This is a genomic window from Flagellimonas marina, assembly GCF_042651185.1.
GTDB lineage: Bacteria > Bacteroidota > Bacteroidia > Flavobacteriales > Flavobacteriaceae > Flagellimonas > Flagellimonas marina.
This window is the reverse complement of record NZ_JBHSCL010000004.1, coordinates 131,873-150,078: the sequence shown is the minus strand read 5'-3', so window position 1 is coordinate 150,078 and position 18,206 is coordinate 131,873. Positions and strand designations below refer to the sequence as shown.

General features: G+C 42.5%; 17 protein-coding genes. 11 read left to right on the top strand and 6 right to left on the bottom strand.

Annotated features, from left to right (window positions below):
* Window positions 1–14 precede the first annotated feature (14 nt).
* The 4 genes from ACFOWS_RS04235 (at window position 15) to ACFOWS_RS04220 (ending at window position 4,605) form a co-directional block, all read left to right on the top strand.
* Window positions 15–515, top strand: a complete 501-nt coding sequence (locus tag ACFOWS_RS04235; protein ID WP_366590793.1) for an RNA polymerase sigma factor — start codon at window positions 15–17, stop codon at window positions 513–515.
* A 146-nt stretch (window positions 516–661) separates the two neighbouring features.
* Window positions 662–1,576, top strand: coding sequence for a FecR family protein (locus tag ACFOWS_RS04230; protein ID WP_379762712.1), 915 nt, complete (start codon window positions 662–664; stop codon window positions 1,574–1,576).
* Window positions 1,554–4,115, top strand: a complete 2,562-nt coding sequence (locus ACFOWS_RS04225; RefSeq protein WP_379762710.1) for a carboxypeptidase-like regulatory domain-containing protein — start codon at window positions 1,554–1,556, stop codon at window positions 4,113–4,115. Before ACFOWS_RS04230 ends, ACFOWS_RS04225 begins: the two co-directional genes overlap by 23 nt.
* 88 nt (window positions 4,116–4,203) lie before the next feature.
* A complete protein-coding gene (locus ACFOWS_RS04220) occupies window positions 4,204–4,605 on the top strand; it encodes an endonuclease domain-containing protein (RefSeq protein WP_207096795.1) in 402 nt (133 codons plus the stop codon).
* A gap of 27 nt (window positions 4,606–4,632) precedes the next feature.
* On the opposite strand, the gene argS is transcribed toward ACFOWS_RS04220, so the two are convergent.
* Entirely contained in the window at window positions 4,633–6,411 is a 1,779-nt protein-coding gene (gene argS / locus ACFOWS_RS04215) for an arginine--tRNA ligase (protein WP_379762708.1), read from the bottom strand.
* A 105-nt stretch (window positions 6,412–6,516) separates the two neighbouring features.
* Here argS and ACFOWS_RS04210 point away from each other — a divergent pair, with 105 nt between their 5' ends.
* The 3 genes from ACFOWS_RS04210 to ACFOWS_RS04200 all read left to right on the top strand — a co-directional run bounded on the left by ACFOWS_RS04210 (window position 6,517) and on the right by ACFOWS_RS04200 (window position 9,761).
* Window positions 6,517–6,942, top strand: a complete 426-nt coding sequence (locus ACFOWS_RS04210; protein WP_379762706.1) for a hypothetical protein — start codon at window positions 6,517–6,519, stop codon at window positions 6,940–6,942.
* Window positions 6,939–7,457, top strand: coding sequence for a DUF1648 domain-containing protein (locus ACFOWS_RS04205; protein ID WP_379762704.1), 519 nt, complete (start codon window positions 6,939–6,941; stop codon window positions 7,455–7,457). Before ACFOWS_RS04210 ends, ACFOWS_RS04205 begins: the two co-directional genes overlap by 4 nt.
* A gap of 807 nt (window positions 7,458–8,264) precedes the next feature.
* The gene (locus tag ACFOWS_RS04200) at window positions 8,265–9,761 is read left to right on the top strand and encodes a carboxypeptidase-like regulatory domain-containing protein (RefSeq protein WP_379762702.1); all 1,497 of its coding nucleotides are present in this window, start codon (window positions 8,265–8,267) and stop codon (window positions 9,759–9,761) included.
* Between the two features lie 20 nt (window positions 9,762–9,781).
* Here ACFOWS_RS04200 and ACFOWS_RS04195 read toward each other — a convergent pair whose 3' ends face one another.
* Window positions 9,782–10,321, bottom strand: coding sequence for an RDD family protein (locus ACFOWS_RS04195; protein WP_379762701.1), 540 nt, complete (start codon window positions 10,319–10,321; stop codon window positions 9,782–9,784).
* Between the two features lie 89 nt (window positions 10,322–10,410).
* On the opposite strand from ACFOWS_RS04195, the gene ACFOWS_RS04190 reads away from it, so the two are divergent.
* A complete protein-coding gene (locus tag ACFOWS_RS04190; RefSeq protein ID WP_379762700.1) occupies window positions 10,411–10,602 on the top strand; it encodes a hypothetical protein in 192 nt (63 codons plus the stop codon).
* A 29-nt stretch (window positions 10,603–10,631) separates the two neighbouring features.
* Here ACFOWS_RS04190 and ACFOWS_RS04185 read toward each other — a convergent pair whose 3' ends face one another.
* Window positions 10,632–11,147, bottom strand: coding sequence for a hypothetical protein (locus ACFOWS_RS04185; RefSeq protein ID WP_379762699.1), 516 nt, complete (start codon window positions 11,145–11,147; stop codon window positions 10,632–10,634).
* A 754-nt stretch (window positions 11,148–11,901) separates the two neighbouring features.
* A complete protein-coding gene (locus tag ACFOWS_RS04180) occupies window positions 11,902–12,813 on the bottom strand; it encodes a TolB family protein (RefSeq protein ID WP_379762698.1) in 912 nt (303 codons plus the stop codon).
* Between ACFOWS_RS04180 and ACFOWS_RS04175 the strand changes: the two genes are divergently transcribed.
* Both ACFOWS_RS04175 and ACFOWS_RS04170 read left to right on the top strand, forming a co-directional pair.
* A complete protein-coding gene (locus ACFOWS_RS04175; protein ID WP_379762697.1) occupies window positions 12,764–14,401 on the top strand; it encodes a BCCT family transporter in 1,638 nt (545 codons plus the stop codon). The genes ACFOWS_RS04180 and ACFOWS_RS04175 overlap by 50 nt on opposite strands.
* Window positions 14,402–14,467: 66 nt before the next feature.
* On the top strand, window positions 14,468–15,124 hold the full coding sequence (locus ACFOWS_RS04170; RefSeq protein ID WP_379762696.1) for a DUF2306 domain-containing protein: 657 nt from the start codon (window positions 14,468–14,470) through the stop codon (window positions 15,122–15,124).
* Window positions 15,125–15,535: 411 nt separating this feature from the next.
* Here ACFOWS_RS04170 and ctlX read toward each other — a convergent pair whose 3' ends face one another.
* A complete protein-coding gene (gene ctlX, locus ACFOWS_RS04165; protein WP_379762695.1) occupies window positions 15,536–16,441 on the bottom strand; it encodes a citrulline utilization hydrolase CtlX in 906 nt (301 codons plus the stop codon).
* 65 nt (window positions 16,442–16,506) lie between these two features.
* Window positions 16,507–17,421, bottom strand: coding sequence for a dimethylarginine dimethylaminohydrolase family protein (locus tag ACFOWS_RS04160; protein ID WP_379762694.1), 915 nt, complete (start codon window positions 17,419–17,421; stop codon window positions 16,507–16,509).
* A gap of 274 nt (window positions 17,422–17,695) precedes the next feature.
* Here ACFOWS_RS04160 and ACFOWS_RS04155 point away from each other — a divergent pair, with 274 nt between their 5' ends.
* Entirely contained in the window at window positions 17,696–18,166 is a 471-nt protein-coding gene (locus ACFOWS_RS04155) for a hypothetical protein (RefSeq protein WP_379762693.1), read from the top strand.
* The last annotated feature ends 40 nt before the right edge of the window (window positions 18,167–18,206 follow it).

Here is an 18,206-nt window from a genome sequence, read left to right as displayed (position 1 = left end):
ACAAATTCTTTCCCATGAGCAACGTATGTGAAGATCAGGTCTTCAGTTCCATATTCAAGGCCCATTCCAAAACGGTTTTTAACTACATATATTACAAATTTGGCAATGAGGAGAAAGCCAATGATGCCGTACAGGAAGCTTTTGTGAAGCTTTGGGAAAATTGTGCCAAGGTAAGCCCCGAAAAAGCGAAGTCGTTTGTGTACACTGTGGCCAACAATCTATATCTTAATGTAATCAAAGCGGAAAAAGTACGCTTAAAATATGCCAATAGTGTTGATGACCATTCTTCAAATCTTTCCCCAGAGTTTTTGATGGAAGAACAGGAATACAAGGAAAAGTTGGACAACGCCCTAAATGCATTACCAGAAAACCAACGGACCACATTCTTGCTCAACAGGATTGACGGAAAAAAATATGCTGAAATCGCAGAGATGGAAGGTGTTAGTGTAAAGGCTATTGAAAAACGGATGCATTTGGCCCTAAAAAGCTTACGGGAGCAGATTGATGGAATATAGTACAATGGACAATAAACAATTGACAATTAGCAATAACCAATTATAAGACTGCAAACCTATTGATAACTGTTCATTGAAAATTGTTAACTGAAAAAAGTAGGGTATTTTATACCATAGTTGTTATAAGAAAGTAAAGCATAGAAATCATGCAAGAAAATTACTTGGCAAAATGGCTCAGTGGAGAGCTTTCTGAGGAGGAACTTGCGGAATTTAAAAAGTCCGAAGAGTATGCTTCCTATGAAAAACTCAAAAAGGTTTCCAATACTTTGGAGGCCCCTGAGTTCAATGTGGACCAAAGTTTGGAGCGGTTTAAAGAGATACACATGGGGCAATCTCCAAAAGTAATTACATTGAATCCTTTCAAAAAGTTCCTTCGTGTTGCCGCTGCTATTGCCGTACTTATTGTTGGTTCCTATTTTTACCTGAACACATTAAACGAGAACATAACCACCCAGTTTGCAGAACGTTCCGAAGGTACTCTTCCCGATGATTCCGAAATTTTCCTTAATGCCGATTCCGAAGTAACTTTCAGTAAAAAGAACTGGGACAAAAAACGAAACGTAAGCCTTAAAGGTGAAGCTTTCTTTAAAGTGGCCAAAGGAAAAAAATTCACGGTAGAGACCGAACACGGTACGGTAGCCGTTTTGGGCACCCAGTTCAATGTAGAAAACAGAAAAAATTTCTTTGAGGTTACTTGTTACGAAGGATTGGTGAGCGTAACCCACAACAATACAGAAACCAAATTGCCTGCAGGTACTTCTTTCATGGTAATCAATGGAAAGGTTATCGATACCTCCAAACCCAATGGCAGTCAACCCACTTGGATGAACAATGAAAGTAATTTCGAGCGCATCCCTCTTCAATATGTCTTCAATGAACTGGAAAGACAGTACAACATCAAGGTAAAAACCGAAAATGTAGACACCAATTTACTTTTTACCGGTACCTTTAGCAACACAGACCTCGATATGGCGTTAAAAAGTATAAGTGCCCCATCTCACATTAACTATACAGTTGAGGGTGATAACGTACTTTTCTATGCTGGAAATACGTCGCAATAGCCAAGTTGGCCATTTTTTGGTTTTTTTACTGTTCTTCTTTTTCAATTATGCTCAAGAAAAACAGCAGGAACCCATCGGTCTTGTTCCATATATAAAAACCTTGGAAGAGCGCTTTAATGTCAAATTTTCATACCTCAACGAAGATTTGGATGATATTCCCATGACCATTCCAAAAAATCTGGTCTCTCTGGAAGACATTCTTCAATACATTGAAAACCAATATCAGATTGAAGCCAACAAGCTAAGCGAACGTTATTATACGCTGACAAAACTGCGCTCAGTAACCCTCTGCGGAGCGGTGCTCGATAATTTTGCCGAAAACACCATTCCTGGAGCCACCGTGGAAGTTTTGGGCACCACAAATGCTCAAACCACGGATGCCAGCGGCAATTTTACGCTAACAGATGTCCCAAGAGATGCTTCGTTGAAAGTCCGCTACTTAGGCTATCTCACCAAATACATTTCTGTTGAAAATCTGTTGAAACAAGGTGGGTGCCCCAAAATATTGATGGCCCAGCATTACGAGCAACTGGATGAAGTAATTGTATACAAATTCCTGACCACCGGACTTATTAAAGAGACCGATGCAAGTATCACCATGAACACTGCTGAGTTTGGAATTCTTCCCGGGCTTATTGAACCAGACATCCTGCAAACGGTTCAAGCCCTACCCGGAATTAAAAGTATAGACGAGACCGTATCTGACATCAATGTTCGCGGTGGCACAAACGACCAAAATCTCATCCTTTGGAACGGTATTAAAATGTATCAATCCGGACACTTTTTTGGGTTGATATCGGCCTTCAACCCCTATTTAACGGACAAAATTTCGGTGATTAAAAACGGTACACCTGCCAACTTTGGTGACGGGGTGAGCAGTGTTATCCAAATGGAAACCGGTAATAGCATAACTGAATATTTTGAAGGTGGCGCCGGATTTAATTTTATCAGTGGTGATGTTTTTGGGCAGCTTCCATTGAGTGATAAACTAGGGCTCCAATTCTCGGCACGCAGGTCCACAACAGATTTTTTGAACACCCCCACCTACAACAAGTTTTTTGACCGTGCCTTTCAAGACAGTGAAGTGACCGATGAGGATAACATGGCCGTAGAAGACGAAATCATCCGGAATGAAGACTTCTATTTCTACGATTTTTCAGGAAAACTACTGTTTGATATCAATGATGCACACAAATTTAGGTTGAGTGCTATCAGCCTAAATAACAATCTTCGCTATGTGGAAAACAATACAACGGACAATGAAACCTCCGTCAGTCTATTAAAACAGGCCAATTTATCCGTTGGTGCACAATTACAAAGTCAGTGGAATGACAGGTTTTCATCCCATTTGAACATCTATTATTCCAACTATAATTTAGATGGCAAGAGTGTGTTTAACCAAGTGCGCCAAGTGGACCAAAAAAATAGTGTAGACGAGCGGGCGGCTAAGCTCAATACAGAATATGCGGTGTCAGACCGATTGCGGTGGAGGAACGGCTTTCAATATATTGAAACCGGCATTACAAACACGACCAATGTTACCCAACCCCCTTTCAACAGTGATATTAAAGGAGTAATACGCATTCATGCACCCTATTCCGAAATTGGGTATACTTCCTTTGAGAACAAATTCATTGGGAAATTCGGGGCACGGTTTAATTTCATTGAAAATTTGAACACTTTTAATACATTTTTAGTGGAGCCCAGAATCAACCTAAACTTTAGATTGGCCAATTATCTACGTGCTGAAGTTTTGGGAGAATTTAAGAGTCAGACCACCAATCAGGTCATAGATTTGGAGCAAAATTTTTTGGGTATTGAAAAACGAAGATGGATTCTTTCCGATGACGACACCCTGCCCGTGACCCAAAGTAAACAAGGTTCGGTGGGTATCAACTATGAGCGGAACAATTTCTATGTGGGTTTGGAAGGATTTTATAAAAATGTGGACGGTATCAGTACCAGTACCCAAGGCTTCCAAAATCAAGATCAGTTCAATGGCGAAATCGGCAGTTATGATGTAAAGGGAATTGAATTTCTCATCAATAAAAGAGGGAACCGATACAGCACTTGGCTGAGCTATGCCTACAATAAAAATGATTATACATTTGACTCCATTATTCCAAACCGTTTTCCCAACAATTTGGATATTAGACACACCATCACTTTTGCGGGCACCTATTCATACAAGAACCTAAAATTGAGTGTGGGTGTCAACTACCGCACCGGAAAACCATATACCCAACCTTTGGAAGGGGATGAAGCCTTGGACACCAATTTTTTCCCAGCTCGAATCAACTATGAAGCACCTAATAGCCGCCGACTGCCAGAATACTTCAGAGCCGATGCTTCGGCCATTTATAGTTTTAACCTTACTCGAGGCATCAAAGCCAATGCGGGAGTCTCGTTACTTAACATGACCAACCGCAAAAACAGCCTTAACCGCTACTATCGGGTCAATGATGAGAATCAGATTGAAACGGTGGAAAGTGTTTCGCTGGGCATTACCCCCAATGTAAGTTTTAGGGTGAGTTTTTAAATGTTTATATTGTAATTCTCAATCTCCCCGATTCGGTTAGACCGAATCACCCCTCTTGGGCAAAGAGGGGAACTTTTAAATGGGATTGATGAAAAAAAGAATTCACAGCCGAAAGGAATTACAAGCCTACCGCAAACAACTCAGAAAAAATTTAACCCCTGCCGAAGCATTTTTATGGCGACACTTGAAAGCCAAAAAATTATGCGGAAGACGTTTCAACAGACAGCACAGTATCAAAAACTACATTGTTGATTTCTACTGTGCCGCAGAAAAATTGGTCATAGAATTGGACGGAGCGGTTCATTTTACCCCACAAGCACAAGAATATGACCGTAAAAGAACAGAAGTATTGAATGAGCTTGGCTTTACCGTTATCCGGTTTGAGAACAAAATGGTTTTTGAAAACCTAGACTCAGTACTCCTAGAAATCTCTGAACATTTTCAACAAAACCCAGAAGGCTCCTCCCTCAATAAGGGAGGTGAGCTTTGATAAATCAAAGCGCGGAGGGTTTAAAAGTTACATCCGCTCCGGAACCTCAATACCCAATAGTCGAAAAGCAGACTGAATCACCTCGCCCACTTTCTGGGACAACTGCACCCTGAACTGCCTTTTCTGCTCATCCGGTTCCCCTAAAATGGATACTTGTTGATAGAATGAATTAAACTCCTTCACCAAATCGTAGGTGTAGTTGGCTATCAAAGCGGGACTAAAGTTTTCAGCCGCCAATTGCACGGTTTCCGGAAACAGTTGAATGCCTTTCAACAGTTCCTTCTCTTTCTCGTGGAGTTCCAATGAGGTCTCGACTTCGCTCGACCTCCCATCTTCCGCCTTGCGAAGAATGGACTGAATCCGCGCATACGTGTACTGGATAAACGGCCCCGTGTTCCCTTGAAAATCCACGGACTCCTCTGGATTGAATAAAATCCGTTTTTTGGGGTCCACTTTTAGGATGTAGTATTTTAAAGCACCCAAACCAATCGTTCGGTACAAGCTTTTCTTTTCTTCTTCGGAATAGCCTTCCAGCTTGCCCAGTTCGGCAGAAATGGTCTCCGCAGTTTCTTCCATATTTTGGATAAGGTCATCCGCATCCACCACAGTACCTTCCCTACTTTTCATTTTTCCACTGGGCAAATCCACCATCCCATAGCTCAAATGGTACAATTGTTCCGCCCACGAATACCCCAATTTTTTCAGGATAAGGAACAGCACCTTAAAATGGTAGTCCTGCTCGTTACCCACCGTGTACACCATCCCATTGATATCCGGGAAATCCGTTACCCGTTGAATGGCTGTACCAATATCTTGGGTCATATAAACAGCAGTACCATCCGAACGAAGTACGATTTTCTCATCTAAACCCTCATCGGTAAGGTCTATCCAAACACTGCCATCTTCTTTTTTAAAGAAGACGCCTTTTTCAAGGCCGTCCTTTACCACATCCCGCCCTAGAAGATAGGTATCACTTTCGTAATAGAGTTTATCAAAATCAACCCCCATATTTTTATAGGTGGTATCAAAACCGGCATAGACCCAGCTGTTCATTTTTTTCCAAAGGGATACGACCTCGGTATCACCCGCTTCCCATTTCCGAAGCATTTCTTGAGCTTCCAAAAGAATGGGTGCTTCCTTTTCTGCCTTCTCCTTGTCCATACCATCATCAACCAACTGGGCTATCTGTTCTTTATAGGCTTGGTCAAAAGCTACATAATATTTCCCCACCAAATGGTCGCCTTTCAGACCCGATGATTCTGGAGTCTCTCCATCGCCAAACTTTTGCCAGGCCAACATACTTTTGCAAATATGAATGCCCCGATCGTTGATGATTTGGGTTTTATACACTTTCTTTCCCGAGGCCTTCAAGATTTCCGCCACGGAATAGCCCAAAAGGTTGTTTCGGATATGCCCCAAATGCAAGGGTTTGTTGGTATTGGGAGATGAATATTCCACCATTATGGCACCTTGGGAGGAAGTCTTCACATAACCGTAATCGGTTTTATCTTTGATGCTGTTGAAAAAGTTGAGATAATAGCTGTCCTCGATTACAATGTTCAAAAAACCTTGAACCACATTGCACTTGGACACTTCAGCTAAATGTTCCTGCAAATACTCCCCAATTTGAGCACCAATCTGTACCGGATTGCCCTTTACAAAACGAAGCATGGGAAAAACCACCACGGTAACATCTCCCTCAAAATCCTTGCGGGTGGGTTGAAATTCAACTGTGGGAAGTTCAACTTGGTACAATTCCTTTACAGCATCCTTGACCTTTTGGCCCAAATCGTTTTGCAAACTCATCTAAAAAGCGTTTCAGGCCGCAAAACTACATATTTTTTGCCCTTTTGTAACATATTTCCCGAAGCATTGACCTATAGATAGTTAGTATTTTGAGTATTTTTAGGCATGCTTCTAAATGTATCCTATTCCGACAAGAACATTACCCGAAAAATTGACGAGGCGGTAGGTAAGCCCCTTCCGTTGAAGGAACGTATTGTTATGGGTGGAATAGGTTCGCCAAAATTGCACATTACGGAGACCAGTTTGGAAATTCAAAACCTCCTCATCTTGGACAATAACCTTAACACCTGCAATATAGAAATCCGGCCCAAGGGCATTATTGTTCGGTTCCGCTCGTTATTGGAAACTTACGGGCTTATCATTCCATACTACAAACTAAAACTGTATAAGGGCGAGAGCGCCGTCCATTCTGTTTATATGGACCATTATTTCATAAAAGTGAAATCGGATACTAAAGCCATACAAAAGTTCTTTAAAAAATTGTTGGACCATAAGGCGGACAATACGCCAACATCCATTGAAGATCTATGAGTTGGTTCAAAAAACATCCAAGAGTTAAAGTAAAACCTTCACAAACCGACTTACTGCTCTACCGCGCCGGATGGATGGTCGTGGCCGTAAATGTTTTTCTGGTTCTTGGGGTCTATGCCGATCTTCCAGAAACCATTCCTACCCATTTCAACTTTCAAGGAAGGGTAGATGGCTATGGGCACAAATCAGCGCTTTGGGCCATTCCCATGCTCAGTGCAGGGCTATATCTAGCCATGGGACTCATCGCCACCAAACTAAAACCTTGGCTCATGAACTACCCGGTAAAAGTGACCGAAGAAAATGCCCCCAAGTTGTACTCACTGGCCTTGCGCATGTTAGCCGTAATGAATTTCTGTTTTGTGATGGCCTTTTTGATCACCACGGGCATCATCCTCTTAAAAATTAAGGGATGGATAGATGCTAGCGACATCCAGCTTCTTGTAGGGCTATGGATTCTCAATGGTTTGATACCCCTCTATTTTGTATACAAGATGGTTGTGGTGGTGCGGGAATGAAACAAAGGGACGAAGGAAAAAGGTGAAAGGGGCAATTCCGACCTACGGTAGGCAGGTGTGTCTACATCCACAAATGTTTTGTCATCTTGGGCGCATTCGAAAGGTAGACAAAACATCTCGACGTGCTCAGCACAAGCTCTCAAGGAAGAAGTTCAATGTTTAACGTCATGCCGAACCTGCCCCGTCATTCCCGCGCACGCCGAAATCCATCAGCCCAAAAGAAAAAGATTCCTGCTTTCGCAGGAATGACATAAGGCATTCGAGAGAATTAGCGAAATTAGTGTCAAACCCCTAACCCCTAAAGTCCCAATTCGACTTCCTGCCCGTCCGGCAGGCGTGTGCTCAGTGCAAGGCCTCAAAGAGACAATTCAATGATTAACGTCATGCCGAACTAGTTTCGGCATCCCATCCCTACACATGAGACCCTGAAATAAATTCAGGGTGACGTACATTTGCATTCGAGAGAATTAGTGAAATTAGTGTCAAACCCCTAACCCCTAAAGTCCCAATTCGACTTCCTGCCCGTCCGGTAGGTGGATGCTCAGCACAAGCTCTCAAAGGGACAATTCAATTCTGAACGTCATGCCGAACTAGTTTCGGCATCCCATCCCTACACATGAGACCCTGAAATAAATTCAGGGTGACGTACATTTGCTTTCGAGAGAATTCGTGCCATTCCTGCCTGCGGCAGGCAGGCGTGTCAAAACCTTATCTCCCTGTTACAAAATCCAAACCAATTCGTCTAACCCGTGTGCAACCTTTTACAGTTTGCATTGTCTTTATAAAAAACACATCAAAAACGAACAGATGACCTTGTCCAACACCAAGATCTTCCCCGTATTACTTTTACTCATGGCATTGCCCATGACTGCTCAGACCATCAGCTCCAAATTGGTGGATGCCAAGACCCAAAAAGGGATTCCATATGCCACCATCCAATATGGCGAGCACAAAGGTGTCATCACCAACGATGAAGGCCGTTTCAGTTTTTCGTTGGACGAAACCAGTCCCCCTGACTCCATCTACATTTCTTCCATGGGGTACTCCAAAAAGGGGTTCACTCTTGCCCAAATACAGGACAGTGTTGTGCTCCTTCAACCCAAGGCCATTGAACTCAGTGGGGTGTATGTCTTCGACAAGGAGCTTTCCGTGGACGATATCATTGAAAAAATGGTGGAGCGCGTTCCCCAGAACGTCAACAAAGCACCGGTAAAACAACGCTTCTTTTTGCGGCAGTCCGAATTTGCCACCATCAACAAGGTAGACTTTGGTTTTGAGAAATCCACCATCGCCGAGCTCAACAAAGAACTTATCGACAGCCTTGCCCTTTCCATCCCAAAAAATGGCCACCACTATACCGAAAGTCTGGGCGACCTCTATAAAAACAACGGTCAATACAAACTGGACATCATTAAGGCCGCCGACCTGTATGACAAGAACCAAGTGGGTTCTTTTGAGGAACTGGGAGAGCGTATGCAAACCATTTTCACCGAAAACATTAAGCCAGATTCCTACCTTAAGATTAAATCGGGCATCTTTAGCCAAAAGGTACAGGTGGATTCCATTCTTAGTGATATGGAAGAGGAAGAGACCCAGAAAATTAAGGATGAAGTGGAAAAAGACACCATTTCTGGTTTGGTGGATGCCCAAAGACAAGCATTCAAGGAACTGCTCAACGAACTCTACTACCAAGAGGACAGCAAACTGGACCTCATCTCCAAGACCCGAAAGTACGAGTTTGCCCTCGTCGGCTATGCCGAAATTGAAGATGCGGGGGTGTACGTCATCGACTTTGAACCCAAACGCAGCAGTGCCGAGTTCAAGGGTCGTCTTTATATAAATATCGAGGACTTTGCCGTTATGAGGTTGGATGTGCAGAACACAGAGCGCCTGCGCAATTTTAGACTGCTGGGCATTACTTACCGCGAAGTACTCTACAAGGGCACCATGCGCTTTGCCCAACTGCCCAATGGCAAGTATGACCTTCGCTTTATGGACTTTACCTTTGGCCGCTACTTTGCCGTGGACCGCCCCCTAAAAGTGATTGAAAAGAACAAGCATGTAAAGGGTCGCCGCAAGCAGAACGAACTCTCGCTGAACATCGATTTTAGGATGAGCCCCACCCAAAAATGGGAACTAGTGGTGTTTGACCAAACAGTGGTGCCCGAAGACCAGTTCACCAATTTTACGGAGGACAAGACCGCACGCGCTACCTATATGCCCACCTATGACCCCGAGTTTTGGCAAGGCCATACCATTATGGAGCCCAACCAAGCGATACGGGAGTTTACGGTTGAGGAGTAATATTAGAAATGCGATCTACCTTATTTTTGAACCTTTATCACATAGGTTTTGGCTATAAAATCCTTTAAGGATCTTTGCTTTTTGCCATTTTCGGTCAATAACACTATCACGTCTGTTAGGTACACCAATGAGAAGAGGTTTGTACTGATTCTTGTGGCTGGATACGCATTTGTCATTGCTATTGAAAAATCCATAAACCCTTCTGTTTCGGTTACAGCGGGGTTACCAAAAGCCACATAGTATACTGGAATGTAAATTAGTGCTGGAACGATTATAATCAAACTCCGCAAGAGTGACTTTTCAAAGCTTATTTGGTTGAATTCCAAATCCGTAACCTTTAGGTTAAGCGCCATTTTCCCCAAAGTAGCCCCATAATAACTCTCCATGTATGGTTTATATAAAATGCCAATAGCGGCTATGGGCAAATAAAACCAGAAACTTTTAAAATGAAGGACATTGGCATAGTTGAGTGCAAAAGTTGTGAGTCCCACAATTAAGGTGTCTAAGAGGTATGCTCCCACTCTATCCCAAAACTTTCCATAAACGATTTCTTCGGTCATTTTTAAGAAGACATTAAAATTAAACTTGTCAATTATGGCATTAAGAATTGTGAATATAACCCTTTTCTTTACCTATAGATTAATGGAAAATGGAAAATAGACAAACGGAAACTATTATAGGATGGATTGAAGATACCTACGGTTCCCCTGAAGAACTGGCTAAAATTCTGGATTATGGGATTGAAATGCTATTTTATTTGGAAGAAGGTTCGTTTGAACAAAAGGAAGTACAAAATGTGGTGGCAGCGCTAAGGGGGATTGTTGTGGGGTTGAGGGGTTAAAAAAGTTTTAAACCAAAATCATCTTTTCTTCATGAGCCAGATCTGAAAAAACTTTCAAATAATTTTTCAATTCTTCCTAAAAACTTGATTTGATACAACCCTATTAAAACGCTTGTGATGATAAAAAAAATCTCTTGCCTAAGGACAAATCCATCCTTGTATTCAACTTCGAGGTAACCAAAACCTGTAATAATTAGTAAGGTTCCCAAAACGGCCAATACCCCACTTGTGATTATCCGATGAATATAAAGACTCTTATCAACTTCATCTGGCAATCTTAAAATTGTGGGATTGGGTTTAGGTTTTAAGCTCTCAATTTCATTTATTTCCTTATCCTTTTTTAAGAACAATGAACCAGCAATTGTTCCACCTAAAGCACCATATAAAAATTGATTCAGTAACTGAAAACCTATTTGCCCAAATTCAATTTTAAGCCAGCATTCAATATTATTTGTTTGTATTATTATCAGACCACCCAAGCATACAATAAAACTACCAAAAAGAACATTAATGATTTTTTTATAAACTGATAAATCTATAGCCATAATCAATTTTTTAACCAATACTTAAATGAAGTGAACTTATAAGAAATGAAATTTATGGAGGGAAACTTCTAAAAATCAATCCAATATAAACTTTTTTGCCAAATTATCTTACACGCTTGCGCGAGAAAACTTATTGCAATGGGCAATAAAAAATGTACTAGTAGCAATAACACCCCTAAAGTACCCTCAAGGGGACAATATAGTGCCCATCCTGTCACATCGAGCGTCCGCCCGTGCCATTCGGACGGGCAGTCGAGATGCCTTGTCTACCTTTCGACTGCGCTCAAGATGACAAGGCCAACAAGCAGTCATTTTGATATGAGATGCAACGCATCGATTGAGAAATCCCAACCCACCCATAGATTTCTCACGTCCGTTCGAAATGACATAAGGCATTCGAGATGATCCGTGAGATTTGTGTCAAACAGTAACACCCCTAAAGTCCCACTTCGACTTCCTGCCCGTCCGGCAGGCGGGCGCTCAGTGCAAGCTCTCAAGGGGACAGTGTAATGCCCATATTGCGTCATGCCGAATTTATTTCGGCATCCCATCCCAAAACAGAAGACCCTGAAATGAGCCTGCCCGTTCATTCATTTCGGCATGAGATGCAAAGCATCGATTGAGAAATCCCAACCAAAAAGAGATTCTTCACAAAGCCTGTCTTGAGCATAGTCGAAAGGTTCAGAATGACAAACAAGGCATTCGAGATAATTCGTAGAATTCCTGCCTGCGGCAGGCAGGCGTGCCCAAAGCGTCAAGGCATCTTGGATTGGCGTTTGTACCTACGGTACAATTTCTCAAAATCGGTCACGTAAATATGGGTGTGCTTGCCTTGCAGGCTATCACTGCTGGCATAAAACAACTGTTTTTCATCTGGGGTAAGGTAGGGGTACAAATCACTCCCCGAGGTGTTCAACTCCACCAAGTTCTGCGGTACCGTCCATTGGCCTCCTTCCTTAAAACTGATGTAGAGGTCACCATACGAAGACACGTTTTCCTCTCGCCCCGAGGCCTCAAAAATAATAAGGTCACCCGACCCGTTGACTTCCAAGTTCCACTCTCCCATTTCTGAATTAAGAACATTCCCCAAGTTCTCAGGTTCACTAAAGTCCCCATCTCTCCATTGCGCTACATACAAATCGCCCTGCCCATACCCGCCACTCCTATCCGAAGCAAAGTACAGATTGCCCGCATCATCGGTGCGCGGGCTATACTCCCGCTGTTCCGAATTTATAGGATACGGTAAAACAATGGGAGTACCCCAAGCTCCGTTTTGGTCTTTTTTCACCTTCCAAATATCTGCTGAAGCGGGTCTGTTGCCACCTGGCCGGTCAGAAACAAAGTATAGTGTGTTCCCATCTTTGGAAAGGTGTGGATCGCTATCATCAAATTCACCTGAAAATGGAGCCAATTGGGGTATGGACCATTGCCCACTGGTTTTCACCGCATGGTAAATCGCGCTTTTCATGGTTCCACTGCCCCATTCTTGCTCGCTTCGGGCGAAGTAAAGTTCATCCCCAGAAGTAGAAAAAGTACAGGCATATTCCACCACCTCAGTTGAAATGAGGCCCGGTTGAAATTGGGCAATCGTGTTCTGCTCGCGGCACCCCATCCAAATGAAGGTCATAATCACCAAAATTCCCTTGAACCATCTTATTGTTCCCATTCCTATAAAAATAGCGATTATCCGTTTGGGTACCATCCGCACGACGAGCTTAAAGTTAGTTAAAGATTTCTGCCTATTTTCGGGATACAATAAAACCAAAGCCATCTATAATTTTCTCAAAGAAAATCCACTTTTAGCGGTCTCTGCAGGGCTATTGTTCCTGTTCTCCGCAATAGTGTTCCTGTTTACGGAGTGGAGTTACCAATCCATTGAGCTGCTCTCGCTCTGGGTGCGGGGCCACTTTGGCTATTTTTATCTGTATCTGGGCCTTGGTTGTGTGCTGCTCCTCTTGGGCATTGCCGCATCGCCCTGGGGCAATCTTAAATTGGGCAAGTCCAACGAAAAACCGGAACATTCCACTTGGGCGTGGGCCAGTATGCTCTACAGCACAGGCATGGGGGCCGGCATTCTGCTCCGGGCCGTGCAGGAACCCGTTTTTATGCAGCAAAACCCGCCCATTGCCACCAATTCCACTCCAGAAATCTTGGCGCTGGAGTTCACCTTTTACCAATGGGGCTTTACCGCTTGGGCCTTTTACGGACTGTTTGCCTTGATTATAGGCCATGCACTTTTTACCAAAAATCGAAAAGTGTTGGTGAGCAGTTCCATTCCACAAAAGTTTAAAGGGACCAAACGGGCCAATGCGGTGGATATTCTGGCCATTATCACCACTGTCTTTGGATTGATTGCCGCTGTGGGATTGGGCACCGCCCAAATTACGGGAGGGCTCAACCATGTTTTTCAGTCCGAGTTTGGGGCAACGGTCACCCTGCTGCTGGCCCTGTTGATTTCCACCATTGCATTTGTCTCGGTATGGCTGGGGGTGGATAAGGGCATCAAACGGATTTCCAAGTTCAATATTCTGGTAACGCTGTTGCTATTGGCCTTTGTGTTCATCAATAGCAATATGGGAGATATCCTGCTTTCCTTTGGAAAGGCTTCGTTGCACTACCTCAAGGATTTTGTTCCGATGAGCATCGCCGTGGGACGCTTCAATCCCGGCATTGAGTTCCTTACCGATTGGACGTTTTACTATTGGGCCTTCTGGTTGGCCTGGGCACCCTTTACGGGTATTTTCATAGCCCGGATTTCCCGAGGTCGCACCTTGCGGCAAATGCTATTGGGGGTATTGATCATACCTTCGCTGGGCACTTTCTTTTGGTTTTCGGTCTTTGGCGTTTCAGCTTTTGAGATTATTGAAAGTTGGGGAAGTTACAACAATGAATTTGGGAGCGTGTTCTCTTCCATTTTTGTCTTTTTTGGGGAATATCCGCTTTCTGGGCTGCTGAATGGCATCACTATTTTGCTTTTGGTGAGTTTTTTGGTCACTTCCGTAGATTCTGCTGTATTTGTGTTGAGCATGTTCACGGACAAAGGCAATCCCAATCCGCAGAAAAAACATCGCCTCATTTGGTCCGTCTTTATTCTATTGGCCACCTTGGCCCTTATTCTTCTCGGGAATGCCAAACCGAATATTGACGTGCTTACCGCTGTTCAAAAACTGCTTATTATCACCTCCTTGCCCTTTGCTTTTTTTATAGTGTTTGTGGCTGTGGTTTTTTTGACTTCATTTGGAAAGAAAGGATAAGCTGAGACGGTAATTATTGATTATATTTAAAGAAGTTCCCCGCTTGGTTAACCTAATCTTTTAAATATGTTGACTAGAAAGCGTAAAACACTATTGGGGAACTTATTTTTCTGGGGCATTGTGCTCCTTGTATCGACCTATTATTACCTCATCAACGTTGAAAGTTATATTTTCTATAACCCATCCGAAGTAAGTGAAGTAAAACTAAAGTACAAATGGTGGCTCGTTGCACATTTTGTTCCAGCGGCGACCACGTTGTTTTTGGGCCCACTCCAATTTATTCCCTATATCAGAAACCGTTTTTTAAAATTTCACCGGATTTCTGGGAAAATCTATATTATCGGTTCGTTGATCTCGGCTTTAACGGTCTATGTTCTTTTGGTGACCACCTATTCACTTCCGGGTGCCATTCCGTCTTTGGCCTTATTGGCCACCATCTGGATTTTTACCACTATTATGGCCTATGTCAGCATTCGAAAACGCAATGTAAAAGTGCACAAAGAGTTTATGATCCGTAGTTATATATGCGGGTTGGCATTTGTATTTATCCGTTTACTTCCCGAAGTGGACTACTTTACAGGAATCTTTAGTTTTATTGAGGACGATACCATGCGCTATACGGTGTATGAGTGGATTTGCTGGGTTTATCCCTTGATGATTACTGAGTTCTTTTTAAGCTGGCGACCCCAATTGAAGAAATTGCTGAAGACATCAAGAAAATAAACGATAGTCATTTCGAGATGAGATGCAAAGCATCGATTGAGAAATCTCGACCTAGAAGAGATTCTTCGTTTCACTCAGAATGACAAGTAAAAACTAACGTCATGCCGAATCTGTTTCTGCATCCCATCCCACAGCAAAAGACCATGAAATATATTCAGGGTGACGGTGTCATCTCAATGTACATGCTGTCATTTCGAAATGAAATGCAAAGCATCGATTGAGAAATCTCGGCCAACCTATAGATTTCTCACTTTGATTTCGACTGCGCTCAATCTGACAGTTCGAAATGACATAAATCTTTCGAGATAATTTGTGGCATTCGTGTCCACATGAAAAAACACCCCTAAGCTCCCACTTCGACTTCCTGCCCGTCCGGCAGGCGGGCACTCAGTGCAAGCTCTCAAGGGGACATTACTTTTTTGGCAAAAACACCTCTGCCATCATGCAGCGGGCACTACCACCTCCGCAAGACTCAATTGTATCCAAGGTACTGTGTATAATACCGCAATGCTTTTCAATGGCCTTGATTTGATCTTCCCGAAGGCTTTTATAGGCTTGGGTACTCATCACCATAAAACGTTGGTTATTAGCACCGATAACTTGGAGCATGTTCCCTGCAAAATGATACAATTGTTCCTCAGTAATCTCGATAATTTCCCTACCGTCCATTTTAATGTGCTCTACAACACTCTTTCGTTCCTTTTTATCATCGATGGATTTTAAACATATGATCACAAAGGTCTCTGCCATGGCCATCATTACATTGGTATGATAAATGGGTAAACGTTCCCCTTCCACGGACTGATACGCTGTAAAAATGACGGGGAAACAATCAAAATCTTCACAGAATTCAATAAAAAGTTCTTCATGGGCACGTTCGGACAAGGCACAATATGCCTTTTGATTGGCACGATCTATGAGAATACTTCCTGTACCTTCCAAGAACACCCCTTCTCCTTCAGCAGAGGTATAATCCATGATATTATTGATTGAAAAGCCTTCTTTTTCCAGTACCTCAAAAATATCCTCTCGGCGTTCCTTTCTTCGGTTTTTGGCAAACATGGGATAGACGCAGATGGTTCCATTTTCATGAAAAGAGACCCAATTGTTTGGAAAAATGGAATCCGGGGTATCGCGTTCCTTGGTATCATCCACCACAATAACATTGACTCCATTTTCTCGAAGGACGTTTACAAAAGCATCGAACTCCTCTTGCGCTTTACGATTGATCTCTACATTTTTTAGGTGTAGGTCTTCCTGAAAATAATTGTTAACGGCAGTCTGCTCATTCATCCGAAAGTTCACCGGACGAATCATTAGTATGGTATTTGAAATTTGTGCTCTCAAGTTGTTTGTGTTTAGTTGTTTTTCGTGCGTAATCGTTATGCTCGGATTAGGGGCATGGTACTACAGCGAAGCAACCCCTCTTGCTTGGCAATCTCGGCATACGGAATCTCTTCTACCGTAAAACCTTGATCTCGAAGCCAATTGTTCAGTCGGGTGAAGTTCTTTTCTGAAACCACTACTTCTGGTGAAATGGAAAATACATTACTGAACATTTGGTACATCTCATCTTTGGTGATCTCAAAAACATTTTCCTTTCCGAAATAATCCACCAACCATTGGTATTCTTCTTCCACCAAAAAACCATTTTTGTGCAAAATAGCCTTGTCCTTTCCTACGGGCTGAAAACAACAATCCAGGTGCAGGGCATTTTCCTTTGGGTCGGTATTCGATTTTCGAAGCTCAAAGGATTTTACAGTTTTATGCGGAAACATTTCTCTAATGTACTCCACCGCTTCTTTATTGGTTCGTGCGGTGATAAAATCAGCATAGTCTGGTCCCGTATAGGTGCCCATAAAAATATAATCGTTCCAAGGCATTATGTCCCCACCTTCAATATGTACCTCCGCGGGTGGTCGAATGATTTTATTCGGGTCGATTTCATCCAGTACCTCGTGAATGGCCACAAACTCCCGCTCGCGATCGGGCAGAATGTTGGCATGGAATAATTTGTCTTCAATCACAAAGGCAATGTCCCTAGAAAAAATCTGGTTGCAGTCTTTAAGAACCGAGGGACGATAAACCTTCACCCCATATTTATGAAACACTTGGGCAAAAGCTTCCATTTCTTCCACCATATCCACTTCCTTGGGATAAGTCCCCGCCAATATGTGTTCCAAGGATTTTGGGTCATAGGCCTCCTCTGGACTTGGCACTGGCCCACAACTTTCTGCGGTTCCCAAAATCACCGCTTTTAAAGGGCTTGTCTCGTCTACAATGTTCAGCTGCATCATACGGTAATTATTGAAACTTTTGAATTCAAATTAGGGATTTCCCCTAAAAAATTTAAGGCAAATCTAGTGTTTTGCCCCATATTTTCCTCTTACAAAATGGTAAAATACTCTTTTTTATTTACATGGTTTTCACAATAAAAAAATGGGAAACATTTAAATTTTAACTCCTTGTATTTTAACGTATTAAAATTAACCACTTCATGTAAATTTTTATATCATAAATGTTGTGTGTACATTTTTTATTATTACATTTGTATTAAGATTTTTCCTACAAATGAAAAAACTGTTAATAACAGCCTCATTGGTTTTGATTGCCCTTGCGCTTTGGGGGCCAATCAATGCATTTCAAAAGAGAAAGGTAACCCACCACAAGTATTCCTCTTTTGATCAACATGCGGATTCTCTATATTCTGCAAAATATCAAGATTGTATTATGCGAAGTGATTTTCCCGAGGGTTGGTCTACGGATGATAAACTGACTGTTGAGAATGAATGGGACCTAATAAAGGTAAATAGCTCTATTAACAGATATGCACAGTCTTTGGACTCCAATATTAAAAACTTGAGCACCATTGATGCCCATGATTTTTTGCATCATGAATTTGAACGATCAAAAAACACCTTAATAAACAACAATGATCTTTCGTGGGTACGAGCCCACTACCACAGAGAGATTATGCATATATGCTATGACACCGATAGGTCATTGAACCTTGATTCTGGGATCAATCCCAGTAGCCTTTAATAGAAAAAGGGCGATTTGTTTAAATCGCCCTAGTTTTTTT